The sequence below is a fragment of the Streptomyces sp. NPDC018833 genome (assembly GCF_044390825.1).
GTDB lineage: Bacteria > Actinomycetota > Actinomycetes > Streptomycetales > Streptomycetaceae > Streptomyces.
The window spans coordinates 225,931-251,099 of record NZ_JBIRZM010000005.1 but is presented as its reverse complement, the minus strand read 5'-3'; the positions used below and the strand labels follow the sequence as shown (position 1 = coordinate 251,099).

Sequence of the window (25,169 nt, the reverse complement as noted above, 5' to 3'; positions counted from 1 at the left end):
CCCGCGCCTCACCCGCCCAGAAGCACGCCTGACTCACCCGCCCGGAAAGAGGCCCCACCTCATGAGCTCGCACTCCGACCTTCCCGTCGTCGTCATCGGAGCCGGCCCGGCCGGCCTGGCCGCCGCCGCCCACCTCGTCGGGCGCGGCATCGAGCCCCTGGTCCTGGAGGCAGGGCCCGTCGCGGCAAGCGCCGTGCGCGACTGGTCGCACGTCCGGCTGTTCTCCCCCTGGTCCGAGGTCGTCGATCCCGTGGCCGAGAAGCTCCTCGCCCCCACCGGCTGGACCGCACCCGAGGGCACCGCCTACCCCACCGGTGGGGAGTGGGCGGAGCAGTACCTCCAGCCGCTGGCCGACGTCCTCGGCGACAAAGTCCGCACCGGTGCCCGTGTCACCGGCGTCTCGCGCCTCGGGCGGGACCGTGTCGTGGACGCCGACCGCGATCAGCAGCCCTTCACCGTCCACGTCGCGTACGCCGACGGCCGCGAGGAGCGGCTCACCGCCCGCGCCGTCATCGACGCCTCCGGCACCTGGACCACCCCCGGCCACATCGGCGGTGACGGGCTGCCGGCGCTGGGCGAGCGTGCCGCGGCCGACCGCATCTCCTACCGCGTTCCCGACCTCAAGGACCCGGCTGTACGCGCCCGTTACGCGGGCAGGCGCACCGCTGTCATCGGCTCTGGCGCCTCCGCCTTCACCGCCCTCGCCTACCTGGCGGACCTGGCCAAGGACACGCCCGGCACGCACGCGGTGTGGATCCTGCGCCGGGGTATCAGCGGCAGCACCTTCGGTGGCGGCGAGGCGGACCAGCTGCCCGCCCGTGGCGCACTCGGCCTAGCGGCGAAGGCCGCCGTCGACCAGGGGTACGCCGACGCGGTGACCGGCTTCCGCACCACCGCCGTCGAGGGGACCGGCGGGCAGCTGGTGCTCGAAGCCGAGGACGGCCGGCGCCTCGACCCCGTCGACGAGGTCATCGTCCTGACCGGTTTCCGCCCGGACCTGTCCTTCCTCGACGAACTGCGCCTCGGACTCGACGAACGCCTCCAGGCCCCCGTCGAACTCGCCCCGCTGATCGACCCCAACCAGCACTCCTGCGGCACGGTCTACCCCCACGGCCACCGCGAACTGGCCCATCCCGAACAGGGCGTCTACCTCGTGGGCATGAAGTCCTACGGCCGCGCCCCGACGTTCCTCGCCATGACGGGCTACGAGCAGGTCCGCTCCATCGCCGCCGCCCTCGCCGGCGACCTCGAAGCGGCCGACCGCGTCGAACTGACCCTGCCCGAGACCGGAGTCTGCGGCGGCGCCGGACTCTTCGACCAGCCCGACGCCGCCCAGGCCGAGTCCGGCGGCGGGTGCTGCGCCACTCCGAGCACCCTCCAGATCGGCGTCGGAGCCCCTGTCTCCTCCGGCGGCTGCTGAACCTCGTGACAGACCTCGATGTGAGCGAGGCCGCGACCGGAACAGGGGACCGGTCGCGGCCCCGCGCCGCCCTGCCTGCCCTGTGCGCGACGCAGATCACCAGCTGGGGCACCGTCTACTACGCCTTCCCCGTGCTGAACCCGCAGATCGCCGCGGACACCGGCTGGTCGGCCGGCGCGACGACGGCCGCGTTCTCTGCCGCGCTCCTCGTCTCCGCACTCGCCGGAATCCCCATCGGCCGGATCCTCGACCACCGCGGCCCGCGCGCCGTCATGACCGTCGGCTCACTCATCGGCACGGCGAGCCTGGCCGTCGTGGCAACCGCCCCGAACACCGTCGTGTTCACGGCCGGGTGGCTCCTCGCCGGGCTCGCCATGGCCGCCACCTTCTACCGGCCCGCCTTCTCCGCGCTCACCCGCTGGTGGGCGCCTGGCCACGTCCGCGCCCTCACTCTCGTCACCCTCGCCGGAGGACTCGCCTCCACGCTCTTCGCGCCCCTCACAGCCGTTCTCGTCGAGCACCTGTCCTGGCGCAGCACCTATCTGGTGCTCGCCGTGATCCTCGCGGTCGTCACGGTGCCCGCCCATGCCCTCGCCCTGCGCGGACCCTGGCCTCCGGCCCCCACCGCACCCGCGCACGCGGAGGGAAGCGTCGCGTCCGTGGCCCGCAGCCGACCGTTCCTGCTGCTGGCCACTGCCTTCACCCTCTCCGGCTTCGCGATGTACGCCGTCGTCATCGCCCTCGTCCCACTCCTGCTCGAACGCGGCTGCACCACCACCCAGGCCGCCTGGATCCTCGGCATCGGCGGCGCCGGACAGACCGCCGGGCGCACCCTGTACGCCGCCCTCGCCCGCCGTGTCGGCCCAACTCCCCGCGCCACGGCCCTGATGGCCCTCGGCGGCGTCACCACAGCCGGTTTCGCGCTGATCCCGGGCCCGTACGCCGTGCTGATCGCGCTGTCGGTCGTGGCCGGTATGGTCCGCGGCAACCTCACCCTCCTCCACGCCACCGCCGTCACCGAACGCTGGGGAACCACCCACTACGGCAGACTCTCCGGTCTCCTCACGGCCCCCGCCACCATCGCCGCCGCCCTCGCGCCCTTCGCCGGGGCCGCACTCGCCGGATCCCTGAACGGCTACCCCGCGCTCTTCCTCACCCTCAGCGCACTTTCCGCCGCGGCCGCGGTACTTGCCGCAGTCAGCTCCACCCCACGCACCGGGCCGAGCAAGCGGAGGGGGCGTGCCCACCATCGTGGGCACGCCCCGCTGTGACTCAGGCGACCGGGTCAGTAGACGGCGACCCCGTACGCGCTCAGCGCCTCGCGCACCGGCTGGTGCAGGGCCGAGCCATTGGTGCCGGTGCAGCCGGAGCTGCCCGAGTGGATGCCCAGGGCCGTGGAGCCCGCGAAGTGTGCGCCGCCGCTGTCACCGCCCGCGGAACAGGCCGTGGTGCGGACCAGGTTGTGGACCGCTCCGTCGCCGTAGTTCACGGTGACGTTCACCGCGGTCACCGTGCCGCTGGTCACCTTGGTCGTGGAGCCGGACTTGCTCACGGACTGGCCGACGATCGCGTCGGCCGCCGAGCTGATGTCCTGATTGCTGCCGTTGTGGAGGTTGACGTCGCCCGCGGGTTGCGAGCCGTCGGTGTACCGGACGATGCCGTAGTCGTTGGTCGGGAAGCTGGTGCCCACACGGGTGCCGATGAACGGCCCGCCGGTGGTGGCCGACCAGCTGCTCGCCGAGTTGGTGCAGTGCCCGGCGGTCAGGAAGTAACGGGTCGACCCCTTGGAGACGTTGAACGCCGCCGAGCAGCGGTAGCCGCCGCCGTAGACCGCGTCCCCGCCCAGCACTTCCTCGGTGAAGATGCCGGGGACGCGCTTGATCCGCACGCTGTCGCCGAGCGTGGCGGCGACATTCCGCAGGCGCGCCATGTCGCGTGCGGACACCGAGGAGTCGGCCTCGATCGCGACCTGGTTGGTCGAGGGGTCGACACCCCATGACGTACCGGTGATCCGGGCCTTGGCCTGCAGAGTGTCCATCGCGGACCGCAGCTGTGCCTTGCTGCGGAGGACGAGCTCTGCGCGGGCACCGGCTGCCCGTACCCCCTCTGCGGCCTCGGCGTCCGTCACCGTGATCACCAGCTCGCCGCTCGCGGCGTCGAGGTAGGAGCCGGCGGTGCGGTCGCCGAGGTCGCGTGCGATCCGGCTGTGCTGGGCGTAGTGCGCGGCAGTCGCCGCGACGCCCGGGGCCGGGCTGCCGGCCGCCCCCGGGTCGGCGGCGGCGGTGGGGGAGCCGAGTCCGACGGCCGTCAGGGCCAGAAGGGCGGGAAGACAGATGTGCGCGCGGAGCCTGCGTCTCATCGGGGCTTCTCCTTCTACGAGTCCGTGGGGGGATTGCCGCGGGGACGGCAATATGGACTGGACCAGTCCGGAGTGCGGGCTCAATCTGGCATGACCCTGACATCGGCACAAGGGCGTTGCCGCGCGCTTGCGCCTACTGGCCGGAGACAATCACCGGATAGTGGTCGGACAGGTTGGTGTACGTGTACGTGATGCCCCAGCTGGAGACCGACCAGGGCGCACTCTGCTCCTTGATCACCTCATTGGTCCAGCCCGCGGGCTTCGCGTGGCCCGCACGGTGCAGCACATGGTCGAGGTCCTCGCGGGGCTCGTCGGGATAGCGCTCCGCGGCGATCGAGTTCTCCTGGGTGTCGAAGGAGTACGGGTGACCCGTCCGCGCGTCCGCCCCAGCGAAGCCGTCGGCGGCGAGCATCGAGGCGTACTCGGGAGTGCGCGAGTCCACGTTGAAGTCGCCCGCCACGACGACCTGCTCGGTGGCCGGGATGTTCTTGCCGTCCAGGAAGGCGTCCATCGCACGGAACTGACGGCTGCGCATCTCGGCGGCCTCGCCCGCGTCGCACCCGGGATCCGTCGACTGCCCGTGGTCCCCAGGACATGCGCCTTCGCTGCTGATCGTCAGCCGCAGAGTGCGCGGATCTGCCCGGCGGCCGTGAGGGGTCTGGAGCAACCCTCCGGGGCCGGTGGTAGGAGCGGGGCTGTCACCCTGTGAGCGAGACGAACGCTCCGATGATCGCTCCGTAGCCGGCGTGGGCGAGGACCGCGACGATGGGTGTAGCTGGTCCGTAGTTGAGCATCAGAAAGCCTGGTGGCTCCAGCCAGGCCACGCCCTGAGCACTGGTGTGCGGGCCGCCCATACGGGGATGGATCAGCGGCAGCATGATGTTCACCAGCGCGGTGGCGACGAACAGGCCGTGGGCCAGGCCGAGAACGGCGCCCAGCCACCAGCTGCTGTAGTCGATGACGACGAACACGGCGTAGTACCCGAGCGCGAAGAGCAGTCCGTTGGCGAAATGCATCAGGTACCCGATGGCCTTCGCGCGGGCCCGGTTCACCGTCACGGCCGTACCGAGCAGGAACGGCACGTCCATGCGGGTCAGGTTCAGCTCGCTGGCGGCGCGCATCGCGGTGGTCAGCACGAGCGTGCCGATGAACCCGCCGACAAGAGCGCCCCAGGCACTCATGCGCCCGCCTCCTCGCTGATGGCGCAGTCGGCGCTGATCAGCGCCAGATGGCTCAGCCCCTGGGGCAGGTTCCTGAGGAACTCGCCGGTAGCGGGGTCGATTTCCTCGCTGTACAGGCCGACGTCGTTGGTCGGCGCGACGAGTTGGTCCATCAGCTCGATGGCATCGTCGAGCCGCCCGCATCTGGCCAGGGACTCAGCCAGCCAGACGGAGCAGGCGGTGAACGCTCCTTCGGTGCCGCTCACGCCGTCCTGGCCGGAGTACCGGGTGACATACGGGCCGTGCCGCAGTTCCCGTTCGAGGGCGCTGATCGTCGCGGTCATGCGTGGACCCTCCGGATCGCTGTAGCCGTAGAGAAGGCCGAGCAGGACAGCGGCGTCCAGGTCCTCTCCATCGGCGGTGCGCACGTAGCAGTTGCGGTGCTCCGAGTAGCAGCGGGTTTCGACGAACTGCCGGACTGCCTGCTGTGCCGAGCGCCAGGCAGTGACGTGGCGGTGCGGGATCAGCCCCTGCTCCGCGAGTCGGACGGCCCTGTCGAGGGCCACCCAGCACATCATCTTGGACTGCGTGAAGTGCGCGGGGGACTGCGCACCTCCCAGATTCCCGAGTCCGGCCGCTGCCAGCAGCCGCACACGAAGTCGGCCAGCTCCGCCAGTCGCCGCGCCACGTCCCTGTCCAGTCGCCCAGCGGACTCCGCGTACAACCATGCGGTCTGCAGCAGCTCGCCGTAGGTGTCCAGCTGTACCTGGCCGGCCGCCGCGTTCCCGATCCGTACCGGCGCGGATCCGTGGTAGCCCTTCAGCGGGAGAACCCGCTCGGGGGTGTGTGCTCCTCCGTCCAGTCGGTAGAGGACCTGCAGACGGGGGTGGGTGAGCTGGGTGGTGTGCATCAGCCACCAGAAATAGGCATGTGCCTCGGCGGGGCAACCGAGCTTGAGGAAGGTTTCGAGGGCGAATGCCGAGTCCCGGATCCAGGAGAAGCGGTAGTCCCAGTTGCGTTCCCCGCCGATCCACTCTGGCAGTGAGCAGGTTGCCGCCGCCGCGACGGCGCCGGACGGGGCGAAGATCAGCAGCTTGAGTGCGAGCACGCTCCGCATCACGGCTTCCGGCCATAGCCCTTCGTAGGTGCGCCGGTGCGCCCACTGGCGCCAGGCTTCACATGTGTGGTCCATGCGAAGGTCGCACTCGGTCCGGGCCGGGAAGACCAGCGGCTCCGGGTGGGCGAACGGCATCGCGATCAAGGCCCGGGCGTTTGACCGTAGTTCGAGACGGCCGCTGATGGATCCGTCTGCGCATGCGGGCTCGCCTGCGTTCCAGGTGCAGACGGCCAGTGCGTCCCAGCCCGCCGATGCCACCGGAATGCCGGCGCGCTGGAGCAGCCGTGGGGCCCGGTGCCGTATCCGAACCGCGGTCGCACGCTCCAGTGCATCGGCACCGTTCCGGCCAGGCCGTCGATCCTCCGCTGCAGCTCACGCATCGGTCCCAGTGCCGCATCATCGTGCAGAGTGAGTGCGTCGGTGACCCGCGCTGTCCCGGCGTCCGTGGTGAACGTCGTCTCCAGCACGTTCGTGCCGGGCAGATACCGGCGGGCCATCCGGTACGAAACCTCCGGCTCCAGTTGGAACTGTCCGCCGCGCGCGGCGTCGACCGCCGCCGCGAACACGGTCGGCGAGTCCAGGTCGGGAAGCCCCAGCCAGTCGACGGACCCGTCGCGACCCACCAGGGCCGTGGTCCTGCCGTCGCCGATCACGGCGTAGTCGCGCAGCGAGGCGTAGCCGTCGATCTGCGTCGGGGCGCAGCTTAGCCCGTCGGCTTCCTATTGCGATGGAAGCTGGAGCTACAGCCACTGGTGGGGGTCTGCGGCGGGGCGTTCCTGCTGGAACCCGGCTCATGTCCGAGGCTGGGTCGCCGACGCGGCCTTCGACGGCAGGTGCGTGCAGATGCGCTTCGACTGGTACCGGCACGGTCAATGGGTCGACACCCAATTCTCCCAACTAGCCTGAGACCACAGCGCCATCAAGGCTTTCAACCTCTCCTCCGCCGACCCGAAGGCCGACCGGGTGAACTGGCAGCTCAGACGTGTCTGATCAACAGAAAGAGCCATGTGGCTGGGATTGTGGCTGACGATAGTCACCCGCAACCCCAGTCACTCCTGCAGGCGTGCACCGCGCTGCAGGCCGGCGAGCCGGCTCAGCTCACGCTCGCGCAGCCCGGCGAGTGCTCCTCGGTCGCCGCGTACAGCCCGACGGGCAGGGCGACCAGCCCGAACCGGATCACGCCGGACCACGTCGCCCTCATACCCTCAGCGTCGGCCGCCGCTGCTCGCGGCGCATCTACAGAGCGAGCGCGCGGGCAAGTCCGGCGGAGCGGCCGACTACTAAGCCATCACTCAAGATCGACAAGTGGGGCCAAAACGGACTCCTGTGGCCACTTCACGTTCCTGCAGCCAGCAGAGAGCTCAACGTTGACAGCCAGCCTCCCCACTTAAACTTCGGTGAGCATGCTCAAGCTTCACTGCGACAGGTCATTGGGGGTGCAATCGAAATGATGTGATCTTGGAGGGTTAGGCGATGACGACGTGCATATCGGGCCGCAGTTCCGGCCTGCTCGCTGTTCATTTCCGCCTTCCCCTCCGGCCACACCGCCGCCGCCGTCGGGTTCACCGCCGCCGTGGCCGACACCTGGCCATGGATGGGCGCCCTGTGCGCCGTGCCGCAGCGATGGTGGCCACCGAACGGATCCACGCCGGCGCGCACTACCCCACCGACGTCGCCGCCGGAGCCGCCATCGGCCTCGCCGGCGCCTGCCTCGTCCACCACACCCCTCACCTCCTGCTACGCCGACTGCCTGTCCTTTGACATGTCGCGGGCGTGCTGCAGCTGCCCGCTTTGGTCACGATTTGACTGTTTTGCATGGACACGTGGGGTACTCGCCCTCCTGACGTGAATCCGGACGAGCCGACTCCGTCGGCCGTTTTCGGGCACCGAAGGAGGAGTGACTTATGAGCGATGCCGGTCGTGTTCAGCAGACGGGGCAGGCGGCGAAGGAGCAGGCGTCGGCCGCGGCCGATCGGACCGGGCAGGCGGTCGGTGAGGTCGCCGGCACTGCGGCCGAGCAGGCCAAAGTGGTGGCCGGTGAGGCACGCCAGCAGGCAGGCAGCGCGATACGTGATCTGCGGCAGCGCGCGGTGGACGAGGGCCAAGGGCAGATGGAGCGTCTGGCCACAACCGTGCGGCAGTGGGCCGATGATCTTGCCGGGATGGCGGAGAACGCCTCGGGTGACTCCCCGGCCCGCAGCCTGGCGGCCCAGGCCGCCGACGGAGGCCATCGCGCGGCGGACTACCTGGACAAAAACGGCGTGCAGGGCCTGATAGGCGATCTGCAGGACTTCGGGCGCCGGCGGCCGGGGGCGTTCCTGGGCGGGGCAGTGCTGGCCGGTCTGGTGGTCGGCCGCCTGGCCAAGGCCGGCACCAAGGCCGCCCAGTCCCCCCAGCCCCCGCAGCCGCTGCGGGAGGAGAGCAGCCCGCTGTCCAGCGGTGCCGTGCGGCCGCTGCCGGAGGAGAGCAGCTCGCTGCCCCCCGGCACCGCACCGGGCCTGCCCGCTCACCCGGGAGTGTGAGATGTCATCGATCTCGCCTCAGCCTCCTGCGGGTGGAGCGGACGGCCCAGGCCGGGACCGCTCGGTCGGGGAGCTGTTGTCAGCAGTGACCTCGGACGTGCAGACGCTGTTCCGCCAGGAGGTGGAGCTGGCCAAGACGGAGATCCGCGAGGAGGCGACCAAGGCCGGCAAGGCCGCCGGAATGTACGGCGGGGCGGGGTTCGCCGGATACATGGTGGCGCTGTTCCTGTCGCTCGCAGCGGTCTTCGGCCTCTCCAATGTGATGGACGCCGCCTGGGCGGCCTTGATCATCACTGCCGTGTGGGCGGCGATCGCGGCCGTCCTGTACGCGATGGGCCGCACGCGGATGCGGGAGGTCTCCCCGAAGCCCGAACAGACCGTAGAGACGCTGAAAGAGGATGCGCAATGGGCACGTCACCCGACCAAATGAGGGCCCAGATCGACACCACCCGGGAACGGCTGTCGCAGGACGTCGACCGGCTGGCCGACCGTGCCAGCCCCGGACGGATGGTGCGCCGCCGCAAGCAGCGGGTGCGCGGTGCGGTGTCGGGGATGCGTGAGCGCGTCATGGGAACCGTGACCGATTCCGCGGGGACGTCCCGGGGCGCAGCCCAGCAGGCCACCGCGTCGGTGAAGGAGAGCACGGGCGAGGCCACGGATACCGTGCGCCAGGCGGCAGGACAGGCCGCCGGACAGGTCGGTGATGCGGCCGGACGCGCTGGTGAGGCGGTCGGCAGGGCACCGGAGCAAGCCATGCGGCAGACGCAGGGCAATCCGCTCGCCGCCGGGCTGATCGCCTTCGGTGCCGGGCTGCTGACCGCTTCACTGCTGCCGGTCTCCGAGGCCGAGCAGCAGGCAGCCACCCAGCTGTCCGAAAGTGACGCTGTCGAGCCGGTCAAGCAGGCGGCGCTGGAGTCGGCCCAGCAGCTGAAGGAGGACGCCACCGAGACCGCCAAGCAGGCAGCCGGGCAGGTCAAGGACACCGCCGCGGACGCCGCCCGTACCACCAAGGAGGAAGCCGGCGACCAGGCGGCGCAGGTGACCGATCAGGCCCGCCAGTCCGGACAACAGGTGGCCGGTGAAGCACGCGGGCAGAGTTCGGGACCCGCCTGACCCCTTGCATGACAAGGCCGGAAGAGACTGCTGCGCAGACCGGGCTCCTCCTTCCCCGGCCTGCGCGGCGGACACCGAAGGAGGAGGGTGACCATGGCCCGCGAACCAGAAGACAACACCGGTGCCGCCCGCCACGGCAGGCAGAAGCGGCAGCCGGCCAAGAAGCCCGGCCAGCTGCCCAAGCGGTCGTGGGGTGGAGTGCTCAAGCGCACCATGAGGGAGTTCAAGGAGGACAACCTGACCGACTGGGCGGCCGCCCTGACCTACTACGGGGTGTTGGCGATCTTCCCCGCCCTGCTGGCCCTGATCTCGATCCTGGGCCTGCTGGGCTCTGCGAGCATCAAGCCCCTCATCGACAATTTCGGCAGCCTGGCTCCCGGCGCCGCCCGCGACATCTTCACCAGCATGCTGACCCAGCTGCAGAGCAGCCAGGGCAAGGCCGGCATCGCGCTGATCATCGGTATCGTGATCGCGCTGTGGTCGGCCTCGGGCTACATCGCGGCGTTCATGCGGGCCTCCAACGCCGTCTACGACATCGGCGAGGGACGGCCGGTGTGGAAGACCCTGCCCACCCGGCTCGTCATCACCCTCGTCGTGGTGGTGCTGCTGGCGCTGATCGCCATCGGAGTGGTCTTCACCGGCACGCTCGCCCAGAAGACCGGGCAGGTCCTCGGGATGGGCGACACCGCCGTCACGGTGTGGAACATCGCCAAATGGCCCGTGATGATCCTGCTGTTCATGCTGATCGTCGCCCTGCTGTACTGGGCCTCCCCCAACGTCAAGCGCGGCTTCCGCTGGGTCAGCCCCGGCAGCATCCTCGCCGTGATCATCTGGCTCATCGCCTCCGCCCTGTTCGCGCTGTACGTGGCGAACTTCTCCAGCTACGACAGGACCTACGGCAGCCTGGCGGCAGTCATCGTCTTCCTGATCTGGCTGTGGATCTCCAACATCGCCATCCTGCTCGGCCTCGAGTTCAACGCCGAACTCGAACGCCAACGCGCCATTGACACCGGCCACCCACTCGAGGAAGAGCCCTACGTCGAACCCCGCGACACCCGCAAACTCTGACACCGCCGACGCCGCGATGCGACACCGCCGGCCAAGGAAGCGTCATGCGCGAGGACGCCGAACGTGGGGCGCGCAGATACGCCGTGCGGTCATCGGCGCGCCAGAGCAGGAGACGCCCGGCACGGCCTGGCGGGTCATCTGTCACCGAAGCTGGTCAGCGCCGGGGACGTCGTCGCGCTGCTGATGGAGCACATCATGCCCGCCATGGAGGCCGCTGACGACACGCATGAGGTGATGTCACTCGTGCATCGACTACTGCAGCAGGGCACACCGGCGGACCGGCAGCAGCGCGCTAAGTAATCAGCCCTAGGCGAAGGACACATCGACTGAGCACGCGGCGTGCATACGCAGGCCCACGGACCATGGGGCGGGGCCGGAGGCGTCAGCGTCCAGGGTGTCGGTGGGACCACCGCGATCGTCCCGAACGGAGCAGATGCTTCACCTCTTCGGTGCATCTGAGGGCACGCTGGGAACCCTCTCGGCATGAACGCCAGTAGGTTTGGCGACCACGAACGTCTACTTCTGCCCGTGTTCAGGGCTGGCGACCGACCAGCATCACGGCTTCGAGAGTCGCGGGCGGAGATCTCGGGAAGGCTCCCGACCCTATGGCTACCCAAGGGAGAGAAGGTCCGGTTCATCCTCTCCTCCCGCGACGTCATCCACTCCTTCTGGGTGCTTCCCTTCCTGTTCAGGATGTCTTTCCCGGCCACAACGTCAACGCCTTCGAGGCGACTCCCAACAGGGAGAGCACCTTCAGGGGCAAGTGCGCCGAGCTCTGCGGCGTCGACCACTCCAGGATGCTCTTCAACGTCAAGGTCGTCTCCCCCGAGCGCTACCAGCAGCACCTGAAGGAGCTCGCGGAGGAGGGGCAGACCGGCTTCATCCCCGCGGGCCTTACGCGAGCTCGTTGCGATGGGCCTCTTTGGCCTCGACGGGGGAGTCGGCTGCGTGGCGTCATCCGTGCAGAACGATCAGCTGTGCGTCCTGGGGCGTGTGCCCGGGCGCTGATGAAGTGTGGGTCCTCATACCGCGTCCACCACTGAGCCGCCGCAGGCTGCGACCGGAGGACGTCCGGGGGAGCTCGGGATCAACAGCCAGCGCGAAGAGCATCAAGGTTCATAGCCGTCGGCGGTTGGAGGTTTGCCGTCCCTTCCCTGCCACAGTGCGCGCTTCATCATGCCGAGGCGGGTGCCCGTCCATGCCCTCCATCCACGTATCACGCCTGACGGAGGGAGCAGCGATGACCGTTAGCCAGCTGTGTTCCCCACACGCCGGCGCCGAGGCCGCGGGCACCGGGCGGCCGATCCGGTGGCCGAGGTGGTGCTGCGACGAAGAGATGCCTTCGCCGGTGACCGCGCCGCTGACGCGAGCAGTACTTGAGTGTGGTGGAGGAGAAGCCGACGCTGCCATGCTGAGGCCGAGGATCAGCGAGCCGAGGGGAAGAGGCCGATCATCGGAGTCGGCCGTCGGCGAGCGGGTACACGGGAGCCATGGCGTCGTTGGAGCCGGACGAGACGGTGGGCGCGCCCGTCCTGCGAATGGGCTGGTCCAGGCAGGCCTTCGTGCACTGGCCCTTCGACCCTGCCGCGGTCCAAAGACTCCTCCCGAGCGGCCTGGTGGCTGAGGAGTACCAAGGGCGGGCTTGGGTGAGCCTCACGCCGTTCGTCATGGCCGACGTGAGACCCGCAGTCCTGCCGGCCCTGCAGATGACAAATCGGCTGAGCACATTTCCCGAGACCAATCTGCGCACCTACGTGCGCGGCCCGGGCGGCCGGGACGGACTGTGGTTCCTGTCCGTCGAGGCGGCAAGCGCCGCCATGAGCCTGATCACCAGGGCCGCTACGGGAGCCCCGTACCACCTGGGAGACCTGAGCGTGACGGAGCATGGTGGGGTGCTGGCATACGCCGGGTGCCGACGCGGCGGCGAGCCGGCGTATCGCCTGCGGATCCGCCCCGGCACCCCGCTCGTCCCATCCGCGCTGGAAGTGTGTCTCACATCCCACTGGCGCGTGTACACGCGCCAGTGGGGAATGCTGCTGGAGACTCCGGTGTGGCATGAGCCGTGGCCTCTGCACACGGCGGCGATCGAGGAACTCGGCCAGACGCTCACCCCGGCAGCGGGTCTGGCCGACCCCCGCGCAGAACCGATCGCCCACTACTCACCGGGAGTCCACCAAGTCCGTGTCGGCATCCCTCGGCCGGCCATCTGCCGGCGGCCCACCGGCTCATTGGTCGCTGGGGAAGGCCAGCGCAGTGCACGGCAGAGGTTTGATGCCTAGTCCCCGCTAGGGGCCCGGTACGCCGTTGCCGCCCTTGGCGGCGTACATCACGAGCCTGACGTCGGTCTTGGCTGGACGTTTCAAGGTACTCCGCCGGTTCGGGGCATCAGGCGGCGCGCGCGGCAGGCCTGCCCCAGGCGCTCGGCCCAGTCTACCCAGCCCGCCACGGCCGCCGGGGCCGCGGCGGCAAGACCCACCCCGACCAACGCCCGTGCCCCCCGCCTCCCCAGGAAGCAGGTCGAGCACTGCCGCGGAAAGCCAGCTTCCGATCGGCCCCTGCACCATGAGGGGATGCAGGGGATGTCCAAGCCACCGGCCGTGCATGAAGTCCCGGCCGCGCCCCAGCGGAAGCGTGTGTATCCCACGCCGGACGATGTCGATCACCCGGTCGTTCCGCGGATGGCGCTCCAGGTTGTCCAGGACCGAGAGGAACCGGCCCGGGCCTGCGGACGACGCGAAGAGGTCCTTTCGCGATTCAGGCTGATCGCGCCATTCCGCACCACCGTCGTTGCCACGACAGCCGTCCCATCGGTTCACGGGGTCTGGGTGGCCGACACGTTTCACAGACGCGTTCCGAGTGACGGCGGCGGCGATCTTGTCGGGACCGCCCTTGCCACCGTGCCGGCCATCCCGTGATACACCAGCACCGGACGGGCCCAGGCACGGTGCCGTCGCGCCGCGGAAGCGGCACCGTCTGGAGCAGTCCGGCAGCCGGACTCGCCTGTCGTATGACTGTGCTGCGGGCGCTGTGCGCATGCACCGGCGTACGGCGCCCGTGGAACGCAGCCGCTCAGGCGCCGAGCTTGCCGACGGTGTCCCGTAGCGACGCCGCCAGCCGCGTCACGTCCTCCTGGGCAGGTGACGGGTGCCCAGCCGCTCCACCAGCTCCGCACGCGAGAGAAGCACCGCTGCGCCGCGGAAGGCGTCGCTGTCAAGGTCGGCCCGGCCGACCACCTGCGCCCTCCCTTCCAAGAGGATCAGGGCAGCGTCGTTCTCGGTCGCCTCCAGCAGTTCGCGGACCAGAGCGTCGTCGATCACCATGTACTCCCTTCCTGCGGTGCGCTGAAGCCGGCAGCCCGGTCCGAGCACCCCAGGCTGCCGCTCGATTCAGCCCTTGCCCATGGCATTGCGGACCGCGTCCTTCGTACGGTCCATCAGCGCGGCAACCGGTCCCAGCGCGATGTTGGCCATTCCGGACTCCACCCCCGGGTGCGGCCGGGTGGGGGCCATGGCCTCGGCCGCCTTGACCGCCCTGGCCATGGCGGTGAGCTGGGTGACGTCGGTGCTGCGGCGGATGTGGGTGAACTCGTAGCGTTCTTCGGCCCGTGCGTGTTCCTGGACGTCCGTGCGCAGTTGCATCAGCTGGGGAATGAACTTCGGGTCGTCGGTGTCGAGGTCGTCGAGCGCCGCCAGGGTTTCCTTGGCCGCCCTCTCCTCGAGCAGACGGTCGTCGACGACTTGTTCACCACCCGGGATGCGGCGCGCGAAGGGATGGACGACCTCCTCCTCCGCGGTCTCGTGGACGACGAGCAGGCGCACCAGGCGGCGGAAGGCGTCGCGGCGTGCTTCGCCCGTTGCGGCCTCCACCTCGTCGAAGAGGTTGCGGATGTCGCCGTGCTGGCGTACCAGCAGCGCGACGACGTCGTTGTCCGGGGCGTGGTCGTCGCGGGCCTGAGGGGTCTGCATCTCGGACATGTGCCGGTGCCTCACTTCTCGCGCATGGCGTGGTCGGGGTGCTCGCCCTCGGACTCGATGCGGTACTCGCGGCCGAACATCTGATCGTGCTCGGCCATGACCCGCTCGCTGGGTGGCTGCTCACCGCCGTGGATCTGCTCCTGCATCTGCTCGAACCTCTCGTGCGCCTCGCGTACATAGCCGGCACCCAGCGTGGTGAGGTCCATCTGGGTGTCCAGCAGTTCCCGCACGTACTCCTTGTTCGGCTCGAAGGTGAGCACGTCCGGCAGCTCTGGAGCGAGCACCGATTCCGGGTCGCGTCCGTCGTGGCGGCGCATCAGGTCACACGCACGGTGCAGGTGCTCGAGCTCCATGTTCAGGTGCAGCTCCCAGATCGCCCTGACCTTCGGGTCACTCTCCTGATCCATGAACGAGTGGTACAAGTAGCACTCGTTGTACTCGTGGTTGACGAGCTGCTCCCACCACGTCTCCCCCGGGTCCACCAGGGACTCGTAGTGGGTGACGTGCTCCTCCTCGATCAGCCCGACCTCCTGGTACAACTGGCGGGCGATCGGCTCCATGTAGGTGGGGCCGGTGTTCATGTAGAAGTTCATCGTCTGCTGCTCCGCCGACAGGACGGTCAGCGCATGCAGCTTCGACAGCGGATCGGTGGCGTTCCTGTCGTACGGATCACGCACATTGTCCACCGGGTCACGGTGGTGGAACTTCGTCGGGCGGCCCGGCATGACCTCGGTCAGTCCGTCCACGACCGACTCCGCCTTGCGGTGCTCGATCATCTCGTACAGGTTCGCGTACCGGTACAGATGGTCGAAGTCCTCCAGCACACCGAACTGGTACGCCTGCTTCAGGTACGGATCCGGCTCCATCCGCGCGATCCACGCCGTCAGGTCCACCGCCACCTGCTCGTAGGCGATCGTCGTCTCCAGCACCGACGACACCCCGGGCAGCAGCCAGTTCACCACCTTCTGCTGCTGTGCCTCGATGTACCGCACACGCGCCAGCTGCCGCTTCACCTCGGGGTCGACCGTGTTGCGCGCGAGCTGGTGGCTGAAGAGGATCGCCTCCACCTCGATCCCGTTCATCGTGATGATCCGGCAGCGGGTGTACGGGTCACAGCGGTCCGGATCGATCGGCTGCACGTTCAGCTCACGCCAACTGCGCAATTGCCGGTCCAGCGGGATACCCCGCTGCTCGAGCGGATTGAAGGTCACGACGGCTTCTCCTCGATGAGAAACGGGACAGGCGGGCGGGGTACCCCCGTAGTCGCGATCCATGTCCGCCGAGTCCGCAGGGCACCCGGCACATGCTTCGCCTTGCCCGGACAAACCCGCGAGCGCACACGCCCGGTCGGCCGTGTCCCCGCCCTGAATGGCGCAGCGCCATAGCCGGCCCGTGGGCAGTTACTCCTCCGGCCTGACACAAGATGAAGCACCACGCAGCACCCTTGGGATAACGCCGTGACCGAAGCGGTCACCCACTGGAAACAGCGCACCGGATCGATCCTGCAGTCCTGGCTCGCGCCAGAATCCGACGGACTGTGGTCTCGCCGCGACGTGCACCGGGCAGTTCTTGCCTCCCGCCACCGCATGCTGCAGCACTTGCGTGCAACTGCCCGCGGAAGAGGTACTCCTTTGCTCGGAACTCACCACCGCACTCCCCATCCTGCTCTCGCACTGCCGTACCGAGCCGACGCAATGAGCAGGGCTGCTCGCCGCCCTGGACTGCGAGGGGGACGACGACAAAGCGACGTTCGGGGAACTCCTGGACGACATCGGCGTCGTTCGTCCAGCACTGAGTTCTTCTCGCTCACTCTTCCTCGTCCAAGGAGTTCGTCGAGTCAGCCGACCTGCGACTGCCACCGTGGCCGGTGCCCTTGGCACTCCCTCGCCGCAGGGTGGTCTCAGCAAGTGTCCCCGGATGGTCGCCTGCAGGTTCTGCGCCACTCAAGAGCAGGTGCTCTGTCGGCTATCCCGCACCACCTCGTGCTTAAGAAGGATCCTGAGGCTCTGCCCGCGGAGGGCGCCCACCGGCATCGTCTCCACGTCGTGGGGATCGCGCGCCGCCATCCCCGGATCAGATCGGCTACAGCGCAGACTGCTGGAGGCGGCTCAAACAGAACGTGGCCGACATGAACCGGTGGCAGCACTCTCTGATCCAAGTTCACCTCGCAGCGCTACTTGGCGACAAGGTGAGCGCCGAGCGGGCCGAAGCCCAAGCACTCGCCTTGATGGGCAAGCACTACAAACCCACTGCCGGCACGTGCGAGACCTTCACATGCAGCAACTTCGTGAGGGCAACCCTCCTGAGAGTCCGCGCGCCGAGCCAGCTCGAGGTCTGCGGCCGACTGGCCCGCTGTCGGTGGCATGGTCGCTGCTGGCCGTACAGGCGTACGCACGCGGCCTCACCGTGGCCAACTGCGGCTGCTTCGGCGTCTATCTCACCCAGCGGCTGAGCTGGTTCGTCCTGGCCCAGGACGCCTTGATGCTGTGCTACGCGTGGCTGCTGCTGCGTGCGGCCCGCAAGGCGCCCACCGCGTCGGCCGAGCGGACCGTGGCCGACCGCGATCCGGCCCCGTTCCCGCCGTCGAGGGAGAAGGCCGGTCCCGAAGCCCGCCTCCCGTGAACCCTCCGGTCGGCGCGGCCTGCTGGCCGCCGTCGGTACCGGGCTGCTGATCGTGCTGGCGTGCGCGGGCCCGCTGCTCGTGGCCGGCGGCGCGACCGTCGCAGTCGGCGCCGCGCGCGGCAGTCCCCCGCTGATCACCGTCGGCACAGTGATGGTGTTCGCCGCTGCCGTCGCCGTCGTCCATACGGTGCGATGCCGGGACCGCCGTCCCGCGCCCAACGGAGGAGGTGATCCATATACGCCGGACCCGTGAGCGCACCGGCCCGGGCGGCATCTGGGCCGCCGTGGGCACCGGACCATTCATGGTGGTGTGCTGGCAGGCCCGCTCCTGGTGGCCGGCGGGGCCCTCGGTGCCGTCGGCGGAGCTCTGCGTAACCCGTGGCTGATCACGGTCGGAGCGGTGGTGATCCTCTTTGGGGCCGGTTACGTCCTGCGGTGCTGGGTCCTCCGTCGCCGTGGGGCTGGGGAGCAGGACTGCTGCCCGACCGTCCCACGAGGAAGAGACCGGGGCCGGCGTCGCTCGCTGACCCGTTGAGACGACCCCAATGGAAAAGGAATCTGATGACCCAGGCACCAGCGCCACGGCGCAAGCAGGACCGCGACGAGGTGTTCGTGGAGTTCACCAAGTCCGTCTGTCCGATGTGCAAGACGCCCGTCGACGCGCAGGTCAACATCCGTGAGGACAAGGTCTACCTGCGCAAGCGCTGCCGCGACCACGGCGAGTTCGAGGCGCTGGTGTACGGGGACGCGGAGGAGTACCTGTCATCGGCCCGCTTCAACAAGCCCGGCACGATCCCGCTCACCTTCCAGACCGAGGTGAAGGACGGCTGCCCGTCGGACTGCGGGCTGTGTCCGGAGCACAAGCAGCACGCCTGTCTCGGCATCATCGAGGTCAACACGGGCTGCAGTCTGGACTGCCCGATCTGCTTCGCCGACTCCGGCCACCAGGCGGACGGTTACTCGATCACGCGCGAGCAGTGCGAGCGGATGCTGGACGTCTTCGTTGAGTCCGAGGGCGAGGCGGAGGTGGTGATGTTCTCCGGCGGCGAGCCCACCATCCACAAGACTTCATCGACCTCGCCCTGACGCGCCCGATCAGGAACGTCCCCCTGAACACCAACGGCATCCGCCTGGCCACCGACAAGAACTTCGTCGCCGAGCTGGGCAAGCGCAATCAGGCACCGGGCCGCTCGGTGAACGTCTACCTGCAGTTCGACGGCTTCGACGAACGCACGCACCGGGAGATCCGGCGCCCGTACCGCCACCGGAGAAGCGGAGTCCCCGTCATGACACAACCACCCACCGGGGATGAGGTGAAGGCGTGCTGCGCCGCCGCGTACTCCTCCGACATCGTCGCCCTGCTGCTCGGTGGCTCCTACCACCCCGGCGGCACCGCGCTGACCCGCCACCTCGCCGATGGCCTAACCCTCACCCCGGGCGCGCGCGTCCTCGACGTCGCCTCCGGCCGCGGTACCACCGCACTTCTGATCGCCGACCTCTACGGTGCTGACGTAGACGGGGTGGACTACGCCGCCGGCAACACCGCTCTCGCCCGAGGCGCCGCCCAGGCCGCCGGACTCGCCGACAGGACGCGCTTTACGATAGGCGACGCCGAGCAGCTTCCCCACCCGGGCGGCGTCTTCGACGCGGTCGTGTGCGAGTGCGCGCTGTGCACGTTCCCCGACAAGGCCCGAGCCGCCGACGAGTTCGCCCGCGTCCTGAAGCCCGGCGGGCGGCTCGGCATCACCGACGTCACCGTCGACCCGGGCCGCCTGCCGCTCGAACTCACCGGCCTCGGCGCCCGCATCGCCTGTATCGCCGACGCCCGGCCCCTTGACGAGTACGCAGAGATACTGGCGGCCGCGGGCCTGCGCACCCTGGCCGGCAGCGCGGGCGCGCTCGCCAACCCGCCATGGGGAGCCGCGCCCCCGCCCTGGGCACCGGGACGACGCGAGGAACCACACCACATGAGCCACACCGGCGACGACGCCGAGAAGACCTGGTGCATCAGCGAGGTCGACATCTTCCGCGACCTCAGCGAAGCGGAGATGGACGCAATCGCCGCCGCGGCCCCGATGAAGACCTACAGCGCCGGAGAGCTCCTGTATTCCCCCGCCCAGCCCTCAGAGGTGCTGTTCATCCTCAAGAAGGCCGCATTCGCATCTTCCGGGTGTCCGCCGACGGTCGCGCCCTGACCTGCGCCATCATCAGCCCCGGCACCATCTTCGGCGAGATGGTGCTGCTCGGGCAGTGCATGTACGACAACTTCGCCGAAGCCCTCGACGACGTCACCGTCTGCGTGATGAGCCGCGCCGACGTCCATCGCTTCCTGCTGGCCGACGCCCGGATCTCCGCCCGCATCACCGAAATCCTCGGCCGCCGCCTGACCGACCTCGAACAGCGCTTGTCGGACAGCGTGTTCAAGTCCGTTCCCCAGCGCATCGCCACCACCCTGCTGACCCTCGCCGCCGAGAGCAGGCCCCGGGTCCTCGGGGCCCGCACCCCGCAGATCGCGCTGACCCACCAGCAGATCGCCGCCCTGGCCGGCACGTCCCGCGAGACCACCACCAAGGTCCTGCGCGACTTCGCCGACCAGCACCTGATCCGTCTGGCCCGGGGCCGCATCACCGTCCTCGACACCGAACGGCTCACCGACCACGCGGGCTGACGTCACCGAACCGTAAGCACCCATCCCGCTCACACAGCCCGCCGCCCGGCCTACAGTCCAGAGCCGACCCCGACGATCAGTAGCTGTTCTTCATGCGTGCCCGCCTGTTCCTTTCCGGCCTCGTGGCCGCCACCGTGCTCACCCTGGCCGGCTGCGGCGCCCAGGACGACGCCCCCTCGAGCGGCGCCGGAGCGGCGAGCCCCACAGCCGCCGGCTCCACCGCGTCGGCCGCGGCCGTACCCGGGACTCCGGCGGTCCCCGAGGCGCTGCGGTTCACCGGCACGACCATCGAGGGACGACCCTTCGACGCGGCGACACTGGCGGGCAAGCCCACCGTGCTGTGGTTCTGGGCACCCTGGTGCCCCAAGTGCAAGGCCCAGGGCCCTGAATCCGCCAAGGTCGCGGCCCAGTTCCAGGGCAAGGCCAACGTCGTCGGGGTGGCCGGCCTCGACAAGCAGCAGGCCATGAAGGTCGGAGAATTCCCGAATCTGTCCGACGAGGTCGGCGACATCTGGAAGAAGTTCGAAATCACCCAGCAGAGCACGCACGTCATCCTCGACAAGGACGGCAAGACCGTCTTCACCGGCAACCTGTCCGCCGGAAGGGGGCTGGCCGACAAGCTCAGCCCGCTTGTCGGCTGAACCGCCGTGCCCGACCTGCCTCTCGCCCTCGCCGTGACCGCGGGCATGCTCGCCGCGGTCAACCCGTGCGGGTTCGCCCTGTTGCCCGCCTACCTCTCCCTGCTCGTACTCGGTGATGCCACACCCACCCCACCGCCGCCGTCATCCGCGCGCTGGCCGCGACCGCCGCGATGACCGTCGGATTCGCCGCCGTGTTCGCTCTGTTCGGCCTGGCCATCACACTCGTCGCTGGCCAGGTCCAGCAACACCTGCCCTGGTTCACCATCGTCTTCGGCCTCCTCCTGGCCATCGCGGGTGCCTGGCTGCTGGCCGGCCGAGACCTGCCCGCGATGCTCCCCAAACTCCGCTGCGCCCCCACCGTGACGCGATCCGTGCCGGCGATGGCCCTGTTCGGCTCCGCCTACGCCGTCGCCTCGCTCGGGTGCACCATCGCCCCCTTCCTCGCCATCGTGGTCTCCGCCTTCCGCAGCGGCTCTGCTCTCGAAGGCGTCGTCTTGTTCACGGCGTACGCGGCGGGAATGAGCCTGATCGTCGGCGCCGCCGCAATCTCCGACCTACGTCACTTTGGAGTGAACCGCTCGACAGGCACTTCCGAGTGCAACCTGTCTCATTCCACTGCGGGTACGCGACGCCATCGAGATCCTTGACGAGCCCCCACCGCTCGGAGTTTCCAAGGACCGGCAACGTCTCATGAGACATGTGAATCGCGGAGAACTCCATTTCTCCACGCCGTCCCACGATCAGGGGCGGATCCCGTCGCAGGCGATGGGCAGATGCCGCGGCCCGCGCAGCACGGCGTTCTGCCGGTACGGGGGCGGGTCCTCCAGCAGACGTGGGTTCTCCAGCCTGCGGGCCAGTTCCGACAGGGCGAGCTGGGCCTCCAACCGGGCGAGCGGTGCGCCGAAGCAACTGTGGATGCCGCTGCCCAGGCCGAGGTGCTGGACGTCCCGGCGGTCCGGGTCGAAGCGGTCCGGGTCGTCGAAGCGCTGGGGGTCGCGGTTGCCGGACGCCAGAACCAGCCAGAGGGAGGCGCCCTTGGGGATGGTGACTCCGCGGACCTCGATGTCGGCGAGGGTGGTGCGCTGCGGCACCAGTTGCACCGGCGGCTCGAAGCGCAGCAGCTCCTCGACGATGGGCACGGCCAGCCGCGGATCCGCACGCAGCCGCTCAAGGACGTCGGGGTTGCGCAGCAGCGTCAGCATTCCGTTGGTGACGAGGTTGACGGTGGTCTCGTGCCCCGCGATCAGCAGCAGCGCCGCGGTGCTGAGCAGTTCCATCGTGGTCATCGTGCCGTCCGGGCCCTTGGCCGTCGCCAGCTCGGAAAGCATGTCGTCCCCGGGCTTCTTGCGGCGCTCCTCGATCAGGCCGGCCAGGTACATGCCCAGTTGCATACGGGCGTCGTGCGAGACCTTGCCCCGTTCGGCGGGATCCGCGTCGGGGTCGGGATCCAGGCTCGCGGCGATGGTGTCCGCCCAGGTGTGGAAGCGCGCCTCGTCCTCGCGCGGCACCCCGAGCAGCCGGCAGATCACCGTCACCGGGAACGGGTACGAGAACTGCTCCACCAGATCGATCCGGCCGGGGTCGCCGATGCCGTCGATGAGACCGGAGACGATGCCCTGGAGCTCCCCACGCATCCCGTCGACCCGGTGGGGGGAGTGCGGTGGGCCGAAGGGCCGGTTCGTCATGCGTCGCAGCCGGTCGTGCTCCGGTGGGTCGAGCCGAAGGAAGCTCGGCGGCAGCGCGCTCTCCTCCTCCTGGGCCGACTCGGCCAGCGGGTCGCGGGTGGTCGACGCAAGATTGCGGGAGTCGGAACTGATCCGGGGATCGTGGAGGAGGCTGCGGATCTCGTAGTAGGTGCTGACGACGTATGGCCCGTCCTCCTCGTGGTGGACCGGTGTCTTCCGCAGCTCTTCGTAAATCGGGTACGGATCAGGGCGGTTGGCGTAGTCCAGGATCTGGTGCAGCAGGGATTGCGTCATGGCGGGTCCTCGTGGCCGTGCGGGTCAGTGCGCGGGAGTGAACGTCATCCGGCGGTCGGCCGGCGAATATCCGCTGAGGGTCACAGTGGGGCCGTGGGTCGGGACCGACGGGTCGGGGAAGTCCGCGTCCATCGGCCGCTGTCCCTCCGGGTGCCGGTCGACCGTGGGGAACGGCGGCGGGAACGGCGCGGTGGTCTCGATCAGTTCCTGGTAGAACGGCAGCCACCGGGCGTGGTCGAAGGCGACCGCGCCGATCACGCGCCCCTGGTACCCGTAGACGCCGACGAACCTGCGACCGCCCAGCGTGCCCTGCGAGACGATGATCTCCGTCCCCAGCGACGGCACCCCGACCGACTTGATGTTCACGCCGAACTGCGAGGACCAGAAGGCCGGCACCCAGATGTGGGGGAGACGGTCGGCGCTCTCACTGAGCATGTTGTGCGCCGCGATCTCGGCCTGGGCGACGGCGTTGCCCCAGTGCTCCAGGGAGAGGAACTGGTAGCCGAACAGGGCGTGCGGGGAGCGGGCGACGTCGCCGGCCACAAAGATGTCGTCGGTCACGATTCCGCGGATGTCGAAGGCGCGGCAGCCGGCGTCGCAGGCGATGCCGCGGGGGCCGGCCCCGAGTCCGGACCCGGCGAGCCATTCGGTGTTGCGGGTGGCGCCGAGCGAGACGACCACCACGTCGGTCTCGACGGTGGAGCCGTCGGACAGATGCGCCGCGCGCACCCGTCCCGAGGAGTCTCCTTCCAGGGCGGTGACCATGACCCCGCACCGCAGATCCACGCCGTGCTCGCGCTGGAGGTCGCCGGCGACGGCGCCGACCACCCCGCCGAGCGCGCCGACCAGGGGTGCCGCACCGCGCTCTGCGACGGTGACGGGGAGGCCGCGTTCGCGGCAGGCGGAGGCGATCTCCGAGCCGGTGAACCCGGCTCCGATGACGAAGACCCGTTTGGGTCCCTCGCCGAGCCGCCGCGCGAGCGCGGCGCCGTCCTCGCGGGTCCGCAGCACGAAGACGCCGTCGAGTTCCGCCTCGGCCTCACGCGGCCACGGTCGGGCCCGCACCCCGGTGGCGATCAGCAGCCGGTCGTACGGCACCTCGTCGCCGTCCGCCAGCCGCACTCGCCTGGCGGCCATGTCCAGGCCGGTGGCCGGTACGCCGAGCCGCCAGGTCGCGTCGACGGCCCGGCGCCTGGGCAGCGCGGTGCGGTCGGCGGGCGCCGTGCCCAGCAGTACCTGCTTGGACAGCGGGGGCCGGTCGTACGGCTCGTAGGGCTCGTCGCCGATCATCGTCAGGGAACCGGCGAAGCCCTTGTCGCGCAGGGTCTCCGCCGCCCGCAGGCCCGCCAGCGAGGCGCCGACGACGACGATGCGGCCCTCACGTCTGAGCCGTTCCAGGGATCCGTCACCGTTCACCGGACACCGCCTCGGCCGGTACGTCCATCGCCTCGACGAGGATGGCCTGGACGGGGCAGGCCGCGGAGGCCTGTGCCAGCTTCTCGCGCTGTGCCTCGTCGGCCTCCAGGTGGTACAGCAGCCCCTCCTCGCCGTGCATGGCGAAGACTTCGGGGGCGAGGAAGGCGCACTGGGCGTACCCCTGACAGCGGTTCAGGTCGACGACAAGCCTTACCAAGGGATCGGTCCTCTCCATGGGCTCGGTCACCCCCTGGGACAACCCTCGGGGGTAGGAGGGGGTACGGCGAGCAGGAGGAGCCCGTTGGTGTGAGCGCCGCCTCGTCAGAGCGGGGCGGCGGGCCGTGACCCGGCGGGGCGCCGGCCCCCCAGGATGTACAGGCCGACGACCAGGGCCCAGCCGGGAAAGACCAGTTCGGACCACGGCAGGTCCGCTCCCACCACGAGCAGTGTCAGGCCCGCCAGATAGCCGAGGACGACCAGCGGGCGCGGGAAGACGCCGAGTCGGCGACCGATGGCCGAGGTCGTGAAGATGAACACCGCCGCCATCCGCATGGTGTACGTGGTCAGCAGGGTGTAGGCGAAGTGGCGGCCGAAGGGCGAGGGCTGCTGACTCTCGTCGAGCACGGTCCCGGCCGCCGCGGCGCTGCCGAACAGGGTGGCGACGAAGACCAGTCCGCTGCCCAGGAACACGGTGGAGATGAACCGGTCCTCGGCCTCACCGGCCTGTTGGCGCAGGGCGCCCATGAACCACAGGAAGGCGATCCCGGCGAACGGGAGCAGCGCCAGCGCCGTCTGCACGGCGTGCCGCTGCCCGGCGTCGACGGTGATGTCGTCCCCGTCGGCCCCGCCGGGCAGGGCGATGCGCACCAGGACGATCGCCGCGGCAATCAGGAGGGCGAACACCACCCCGGCGATCCCGGCAGCCCGCGGTGTTCCGAGGCGCTCGTGCTTCGACTCCATGCTTCCTCGCTTTCTGTACTCCTTTCGTACAGACAGCCGCGATTCGGCAGCTCGCGCCACCGGGGCCGCTCGGGAAGACGAGCGTGGTGCGCCGTACAGGTCATGGACGACGTGGGTTGCCCGGCGTCGTTTGGCGGCGCTCGCCCGAGC

26 protein-coding genes and 4 pseudogenes are annotated in these 25,169 nt (G+C 69.6%); 17 read left to right on the top strand and 13 right to left on the bottom strand.

Annotation, left to right across the window (positions count from 1 at the left end; translation table 11 throughout):
- Positions 1 to 61 precede the first annotated feature (61 nt).
- Together ACH5AF_RS13165 and ACH5AF_RS13160 are read left to right on the top strand one after the other, a co-directional pair.
- Positions 62 to 1,420 (top strand): NAD(P)-binding domain-containing protein, encoded by a 1,359-nt coding sequence (locus tag ACH5AF_RS13165; RefSeq protein WP_398901695.1) that lies wholly within the window; start codon positions 62 to 64, stop codon positions 1,418 to 1,420.
- A gap of 5 nt (positions 1,421 to 1,425) precedes the next feature.
- A complete protein-coding gene (locus ACH5AF_RS13160; protein ID WP_398901694.1) occupies positions 1,426 to 2,691 on the top strand; it encodes an MFS transporter in 1,266 nt (421 codons plus the stop codon).
- A gap of 14 nt (positions 2,692 to 2,705) precedes the next feature.
- On the opposite strand, the gene ACH5AF_RS13155 is transcribed toward ACH5AF_RS13160, so the two are convergent.
- The 5 genes and pseudogenes from ACH5AF_RS13155 to ACH5AF_RS13135 all read right to left on the bottom strand — a co-directional run bounded on the left by ACH5AF_RS13155 (position 2,706) and on the right by ACH5AF_RS13135 (position 6,679).
- The gene (locus tag ACH5AF_RS13155) at positions 2,706 to 3,779 is read right to left on the bottom strand and encodes a S1 family peptidase (RefSeq protein ID WP_398901693.1); all 1,074 of its coding nucleotides are present in this window, start codon (positions 3,777 to 3,779) and stop codon (positions 2,706 to 2,708) included.
- A gap of 133 nt (positions 3,780 to 3,912) precedes the next feature.
- Positions 3,913 to 4,368: pseudogene (locus tag ACH5AF_RS13150) on the bottom strand (endonuclease/exonuclease/phosphatase family protein); the annotation flags it as partial.
- A 109-nt stretch (positions 4,369 to 4,477) separates the two neighbouring features.
- Positions 4,478 to 4,960, bottom strand: a complete 483-nt coding sequence (locus ACH5AF_RS13145; protein ID WP_398901692.1) for a hypothetical protein — start codon at positions 4,958 to 4,960, stop codon at positions 4,478 to 4,480.
- Positions 4,957 to 6,056, bottom strand: a pseudogene (locus ACH5AF_RS13140) (glycoside hydrolase family 15 protein). The gene ACH5AF_RS13145 and the pseudogene ACH5AF_RS13140 overlap by 4 nt, the downstream one beginning before the upstream one ends.
- A 140-nt stretch (positions 6,057 to 6,196) precedes the next feature.
- Positions 6,197 to 6,679 (bottom strand): trehalase-like domain-containing protein, encoded by a 483-nt coding sequence (locus ACH5AF_RS13135; RefSeq protein ID WP_398901691.1) that lies wholly within the window; start codon positions 6,677 to 6,679, stop codon positions 6,197 to 6,199.
- Positions 6,680 to 7,661: 982 nt separating this feature from the next.
- Between ACH5AF_RS13135 and ACH5AF_RS13130 the strand changes: the two genes are divergently transcribed.
- From ACH5AF_RS13130 to ACH5AF_RS13095, 8 genes and pseudogenes are all read left to right on the top strand, one after another.
- Positions 7,662 to 7,817, top strand: a complete 156-nt coding sequence (locus tag ACH5AF_RS13130; RefSeq protein ID WP_398901690.1) for a phosphatase PAP2 family protein — start codon at positions 7,662 to 7,664, stop codon at positions 7,815 to 7,817.
- A 143-nt stretch (positions 7,818 to 7,960) separates the two neighbouring features.
- The gene (locus ACH5AF_RS13125; RefSeq protein ID WP_398901689.1) at positions 7,961 to 8,578 is read left to right on the top strand and encodes a hypothetical protein; all 618 of its coding nucleotides are present in this window, start codon (positions 7,961 to 7,963) and stop codon (positions 8,576 to 8,578) included.
- Positions 8,579 to 8,663: 85 nt separating this feature from the next.
- Positions 8,664 to 9,008, top strand: a complete 345-nt coding sequence (locus tag ACH5AF_RS13120) for a phage holin family protein (protein ID WP_398901688.1) — start codon at positions 8,664 to 8,666, stop codon at positions 9,006 to 9,008.
- Positions 8,984 to 9,691, top strand: a complete 708-nt coding sequence (locus ACH5AF_RS13115) for a DUF3618 domain-containing protein (RefSeq protein WP_398901687.1) — start codon at positions 8,984 to 8,986, stop codon at positions 9,689 to 9,691. Before ACH5AF_RS13120 ends, ACH5AF_RS13115 begins: the two co-directional genes overlap by 25 nt.
- Positions 9,692 to 9,784: 93 nt before the next feature.
- Positions 9,785 to 10,759, top strand: a complete 975-nt coding sequence (locus tag ACH5AF_RS13110) for a YihY/virulence factor BrkB family protein (protein WP_398901686.1) — start codon at positions 9,785 to 9,787, stop codon at positions 10,757 to 10,759.
- Positions 10,760 to 10,822: 63 nt separating this feature from the next.
- On the top strand, positions 10,823 to 11,059 hold the full coding sequence (locus ACH5AF_RS13105; protein ID WP_398901685.1) for a hypothetical protein: 237 nt from the start codon (positions 10,823 to 10,825) through the stop codon (positions 11,057 to 11,059).
- 297 nt (positions 11,060 to 11,356) lie between these two features.
- Positions 11,357 to 11,655, top strand: a pseudogene (locus ACH5AF_RS13100) (cytochrome c oxidase subunit II); the annotation flags it as partial.
- Positions 11,656 to 12,249: 594 nt separating this feature from the next.
- Entirely contained in the window at positions 12,250 to 13,038 is a 789-nt protein-coding gene (locus ACH5AF_RS13095) for a YqjF family protein (RefSeq protein WP_398901684.1), read from the top strand.
- A gap of 140 nt (positions 13,039 to 13,178) precedes the next feature.
- On the opposite strand, the pseudogene ACH5AF_RS13090 reads toward ACH5AF_RS13095, so the two are convergent.
- From ACH5AF_RS13090 to ACH5AF_RS13075, 4 genes and pseudogenes are all read right to left on the bottom strand, one after another.
- A pseudogene (locus ACH5AF_RS13090) lies at positions 13,179 to 13,458 on the bottom strand ((2Fe-2S)-binding protein); the annotation flags it as partial.
- A gap of 420 nt (positions 13,459 to 13,878) precedes the next feature.
- Positions 13,879 to 14,079: a hypothetical protein gene (locus ACH5AF_RS13085; protein WP_398901683.1), complete on the bottom strand. Its 201-nt coding sequence runs from the start codon at positions 14,077 to 14,079 to the stop codon at positions 13,879 to 13,881.
- A gap of 66 nt (positions 14,080 to 14,145) precedes the next feature.
- Positions 14,146 to 14,733, bottom strand: a complete 588-nt coding sequence (locus ACH5AF_RS13080; protein ID WP_398901682.1) for a hemerythrin domain-containing protein — start codon at positions 14,731 to 14,733, stop codon at positions 14,146 to 14,148.
- A gap of 11 nt (positions 14,734 to 14,744) precedes the next feature.
- Positions 14,745 to 15,944, bottom strand: a complete 1,200-nt coding sequence (locus tag ACH5AF_RS13075) for a hypothetical protein (RefSeq protein ID WP_398901681.1) — start codon at positions 15,942 to 15,944, stop codon at positions 14,745 to 14,747.
- 1,147 nt (positions 15,945 to 17,091) lie between these two features.
- Here ACH5AF_RS13075 and ACH5AF_RS13070 point away from each other — a divergent pair.
- The 7 genes from ACH5AF_RS13070 (at position 17,092) to ACH5AF_RS13040 (ending at position 21,311) form a co-directional block, all read left to right on the top strand.
- On the top strand, positions 17,092 to 17,355 hold the full coding sequence (locus tag ACH5AF_RS13070; protein WP_398901680.1) for a hypothetical protein: 264 nt from the start codon (positions 17,092 to 17,094) through the stop codon (positions 17,353 to 17,355).
- A gap of 561 nt (positions 17,356 to 17,916) precedes the next feature.
- The gene (locus ACH5AF_RS13065) at positions 17,917 to 18,441 is read left to right on the top strand and encodes a radical SAM protein (RefSeq protein ID WP_398901679.1); all 525 of its coding nucleotides are present in this window, start codon (positions 17,917 to 17,919) and stop codon (positions 18,439 to 18,441) included.
- A 200-nt stretch (positions 18,442 to 18,641) separates the two neighbouring features.
- On the top strand, positions 18,642 to 19,550 hold the full coding sequence (locus tag ACH5AF_RS13060; protein WP_398901678.1) for a class I SAM-dependent methyltransferase: 909 nt from the start codon (positions 18,642 to 18,644) through the stop codon (positions 19,548 to 19,550).
- A complete protein-coding gene (locus ACH5AF_RS13055; RefSeq protein WP_398901677.1) occupies positions 19,526 to 20,023 on the top strand; it encodes a Crp/Fnr family transcriptional regulator in 498 nt (165 codons plus the stop codon). Before ACH5AF_RS13060 ends, ACH5AF_RS13055 begins: the two co-directional genes overlap by 25 nt.
- Before the next feature lie 92 nt (positions 20,024 to 20,115).
- Complete coding sequence (locus ACH5AF_RS13050; RefSeq protein ID WP_398901676.1) at positions 20,116 to 20,664, top strand: redoxin domain-containing protein; 549 nt, start codon at positions 20,116 to 20,118, stop codon at positions 20,662 to 20,664.
- A 6-nt stretch (positions 20,665 to 20,670) separates the two neighbouring features.
- Positions 20,671 to 20,838: a hypothetical protein gene (locus ACH5AF_RS13045; protein ID WP_398901675.1), complete on the top strand. Its 168-nt coding sequence runs from the start codon at positions 20,671 to 20,673 to the stop codon at positions 20,836 to 20,838.
- Positions 20,835 to 21,311, top strand: a complete 477-nt coding sequence (locus tag ACH5AF_RS13040; RefSeq protein WP_398901674.1) for a cytochrome c biogenesis CcdA family protein — start codon at positions 20,835 to 20,837, stop codon at positions 21,309 to 21,311. Before ACH5AF_RS13045 ends, ACH5AF_RS13040 begins: the two co-directional genes overlap by 4 nt.
- A 93-nt stretch (positions 21,312 to 21,404) precedes the next feature.
- Here ACH5AF_RS13040 and ACH5AF_RS13035 read toward each other — a convergent pair whose 3' ends face one another.
- From ACH5AF_RS13035 to ACH5AF_RS13020, 4 genes are all read right to left on the bottom strand, one after another.
- On the bottom strand, positions 21,405 to 22,643 hold the full coding sequence (locus ACH5AF_RS13035) for a cytochrome P450 (RefSeq protein ID WP_398901673.1): 1,239 nt from the start codon (positions 22,641 to 22,643) through the stop codon (positions 21,405 to 21,407).
- Positions 22,644 to 22,667: 24 nt separating this feature from the next.
- Positions 22,668 to 24,059, bottom strand: coding sequence for an NAD(P)/FAD-dependent oxidoreductase (locus ACH5AF_RS13030; protein WP_398901672.1), 1,392 nt, complete (start codon positions 24,057 to 24,059; stop codon positions 22,668 to 22,670).
- Complete coding sequence (locus tag ACH5AF_RS13025) at positions 24,049 to 24,294, bottom strand: ferredoxin (RefSeq protein ID WP_398901671.1); 246 nt, start codon at positions 24,292 to 24,294, stop codon at positions 24,049 to 24,051. Before ACH5AF_RS13025 ends, ACH5AF_RS13030 begins: the two co-directional genes overlap by 11 nt.
- Positions 24,295 to 24,380: 86 nt before the next feature.
- Positions 24,381 to 25,019: a hypothetical protein gene (locus ACH5AF_RS13020; RefSeq protein WP_398901670.1), complete on the bottom strand. Its 639-nt coding sequence runs from the start codon at positions 25,017 to 25,019 to the stop codon at positions 24,381 to 24,383.
- Between the last annotated feature and the right edge of the window lie 150 nt (positions 25,020 to 25,169).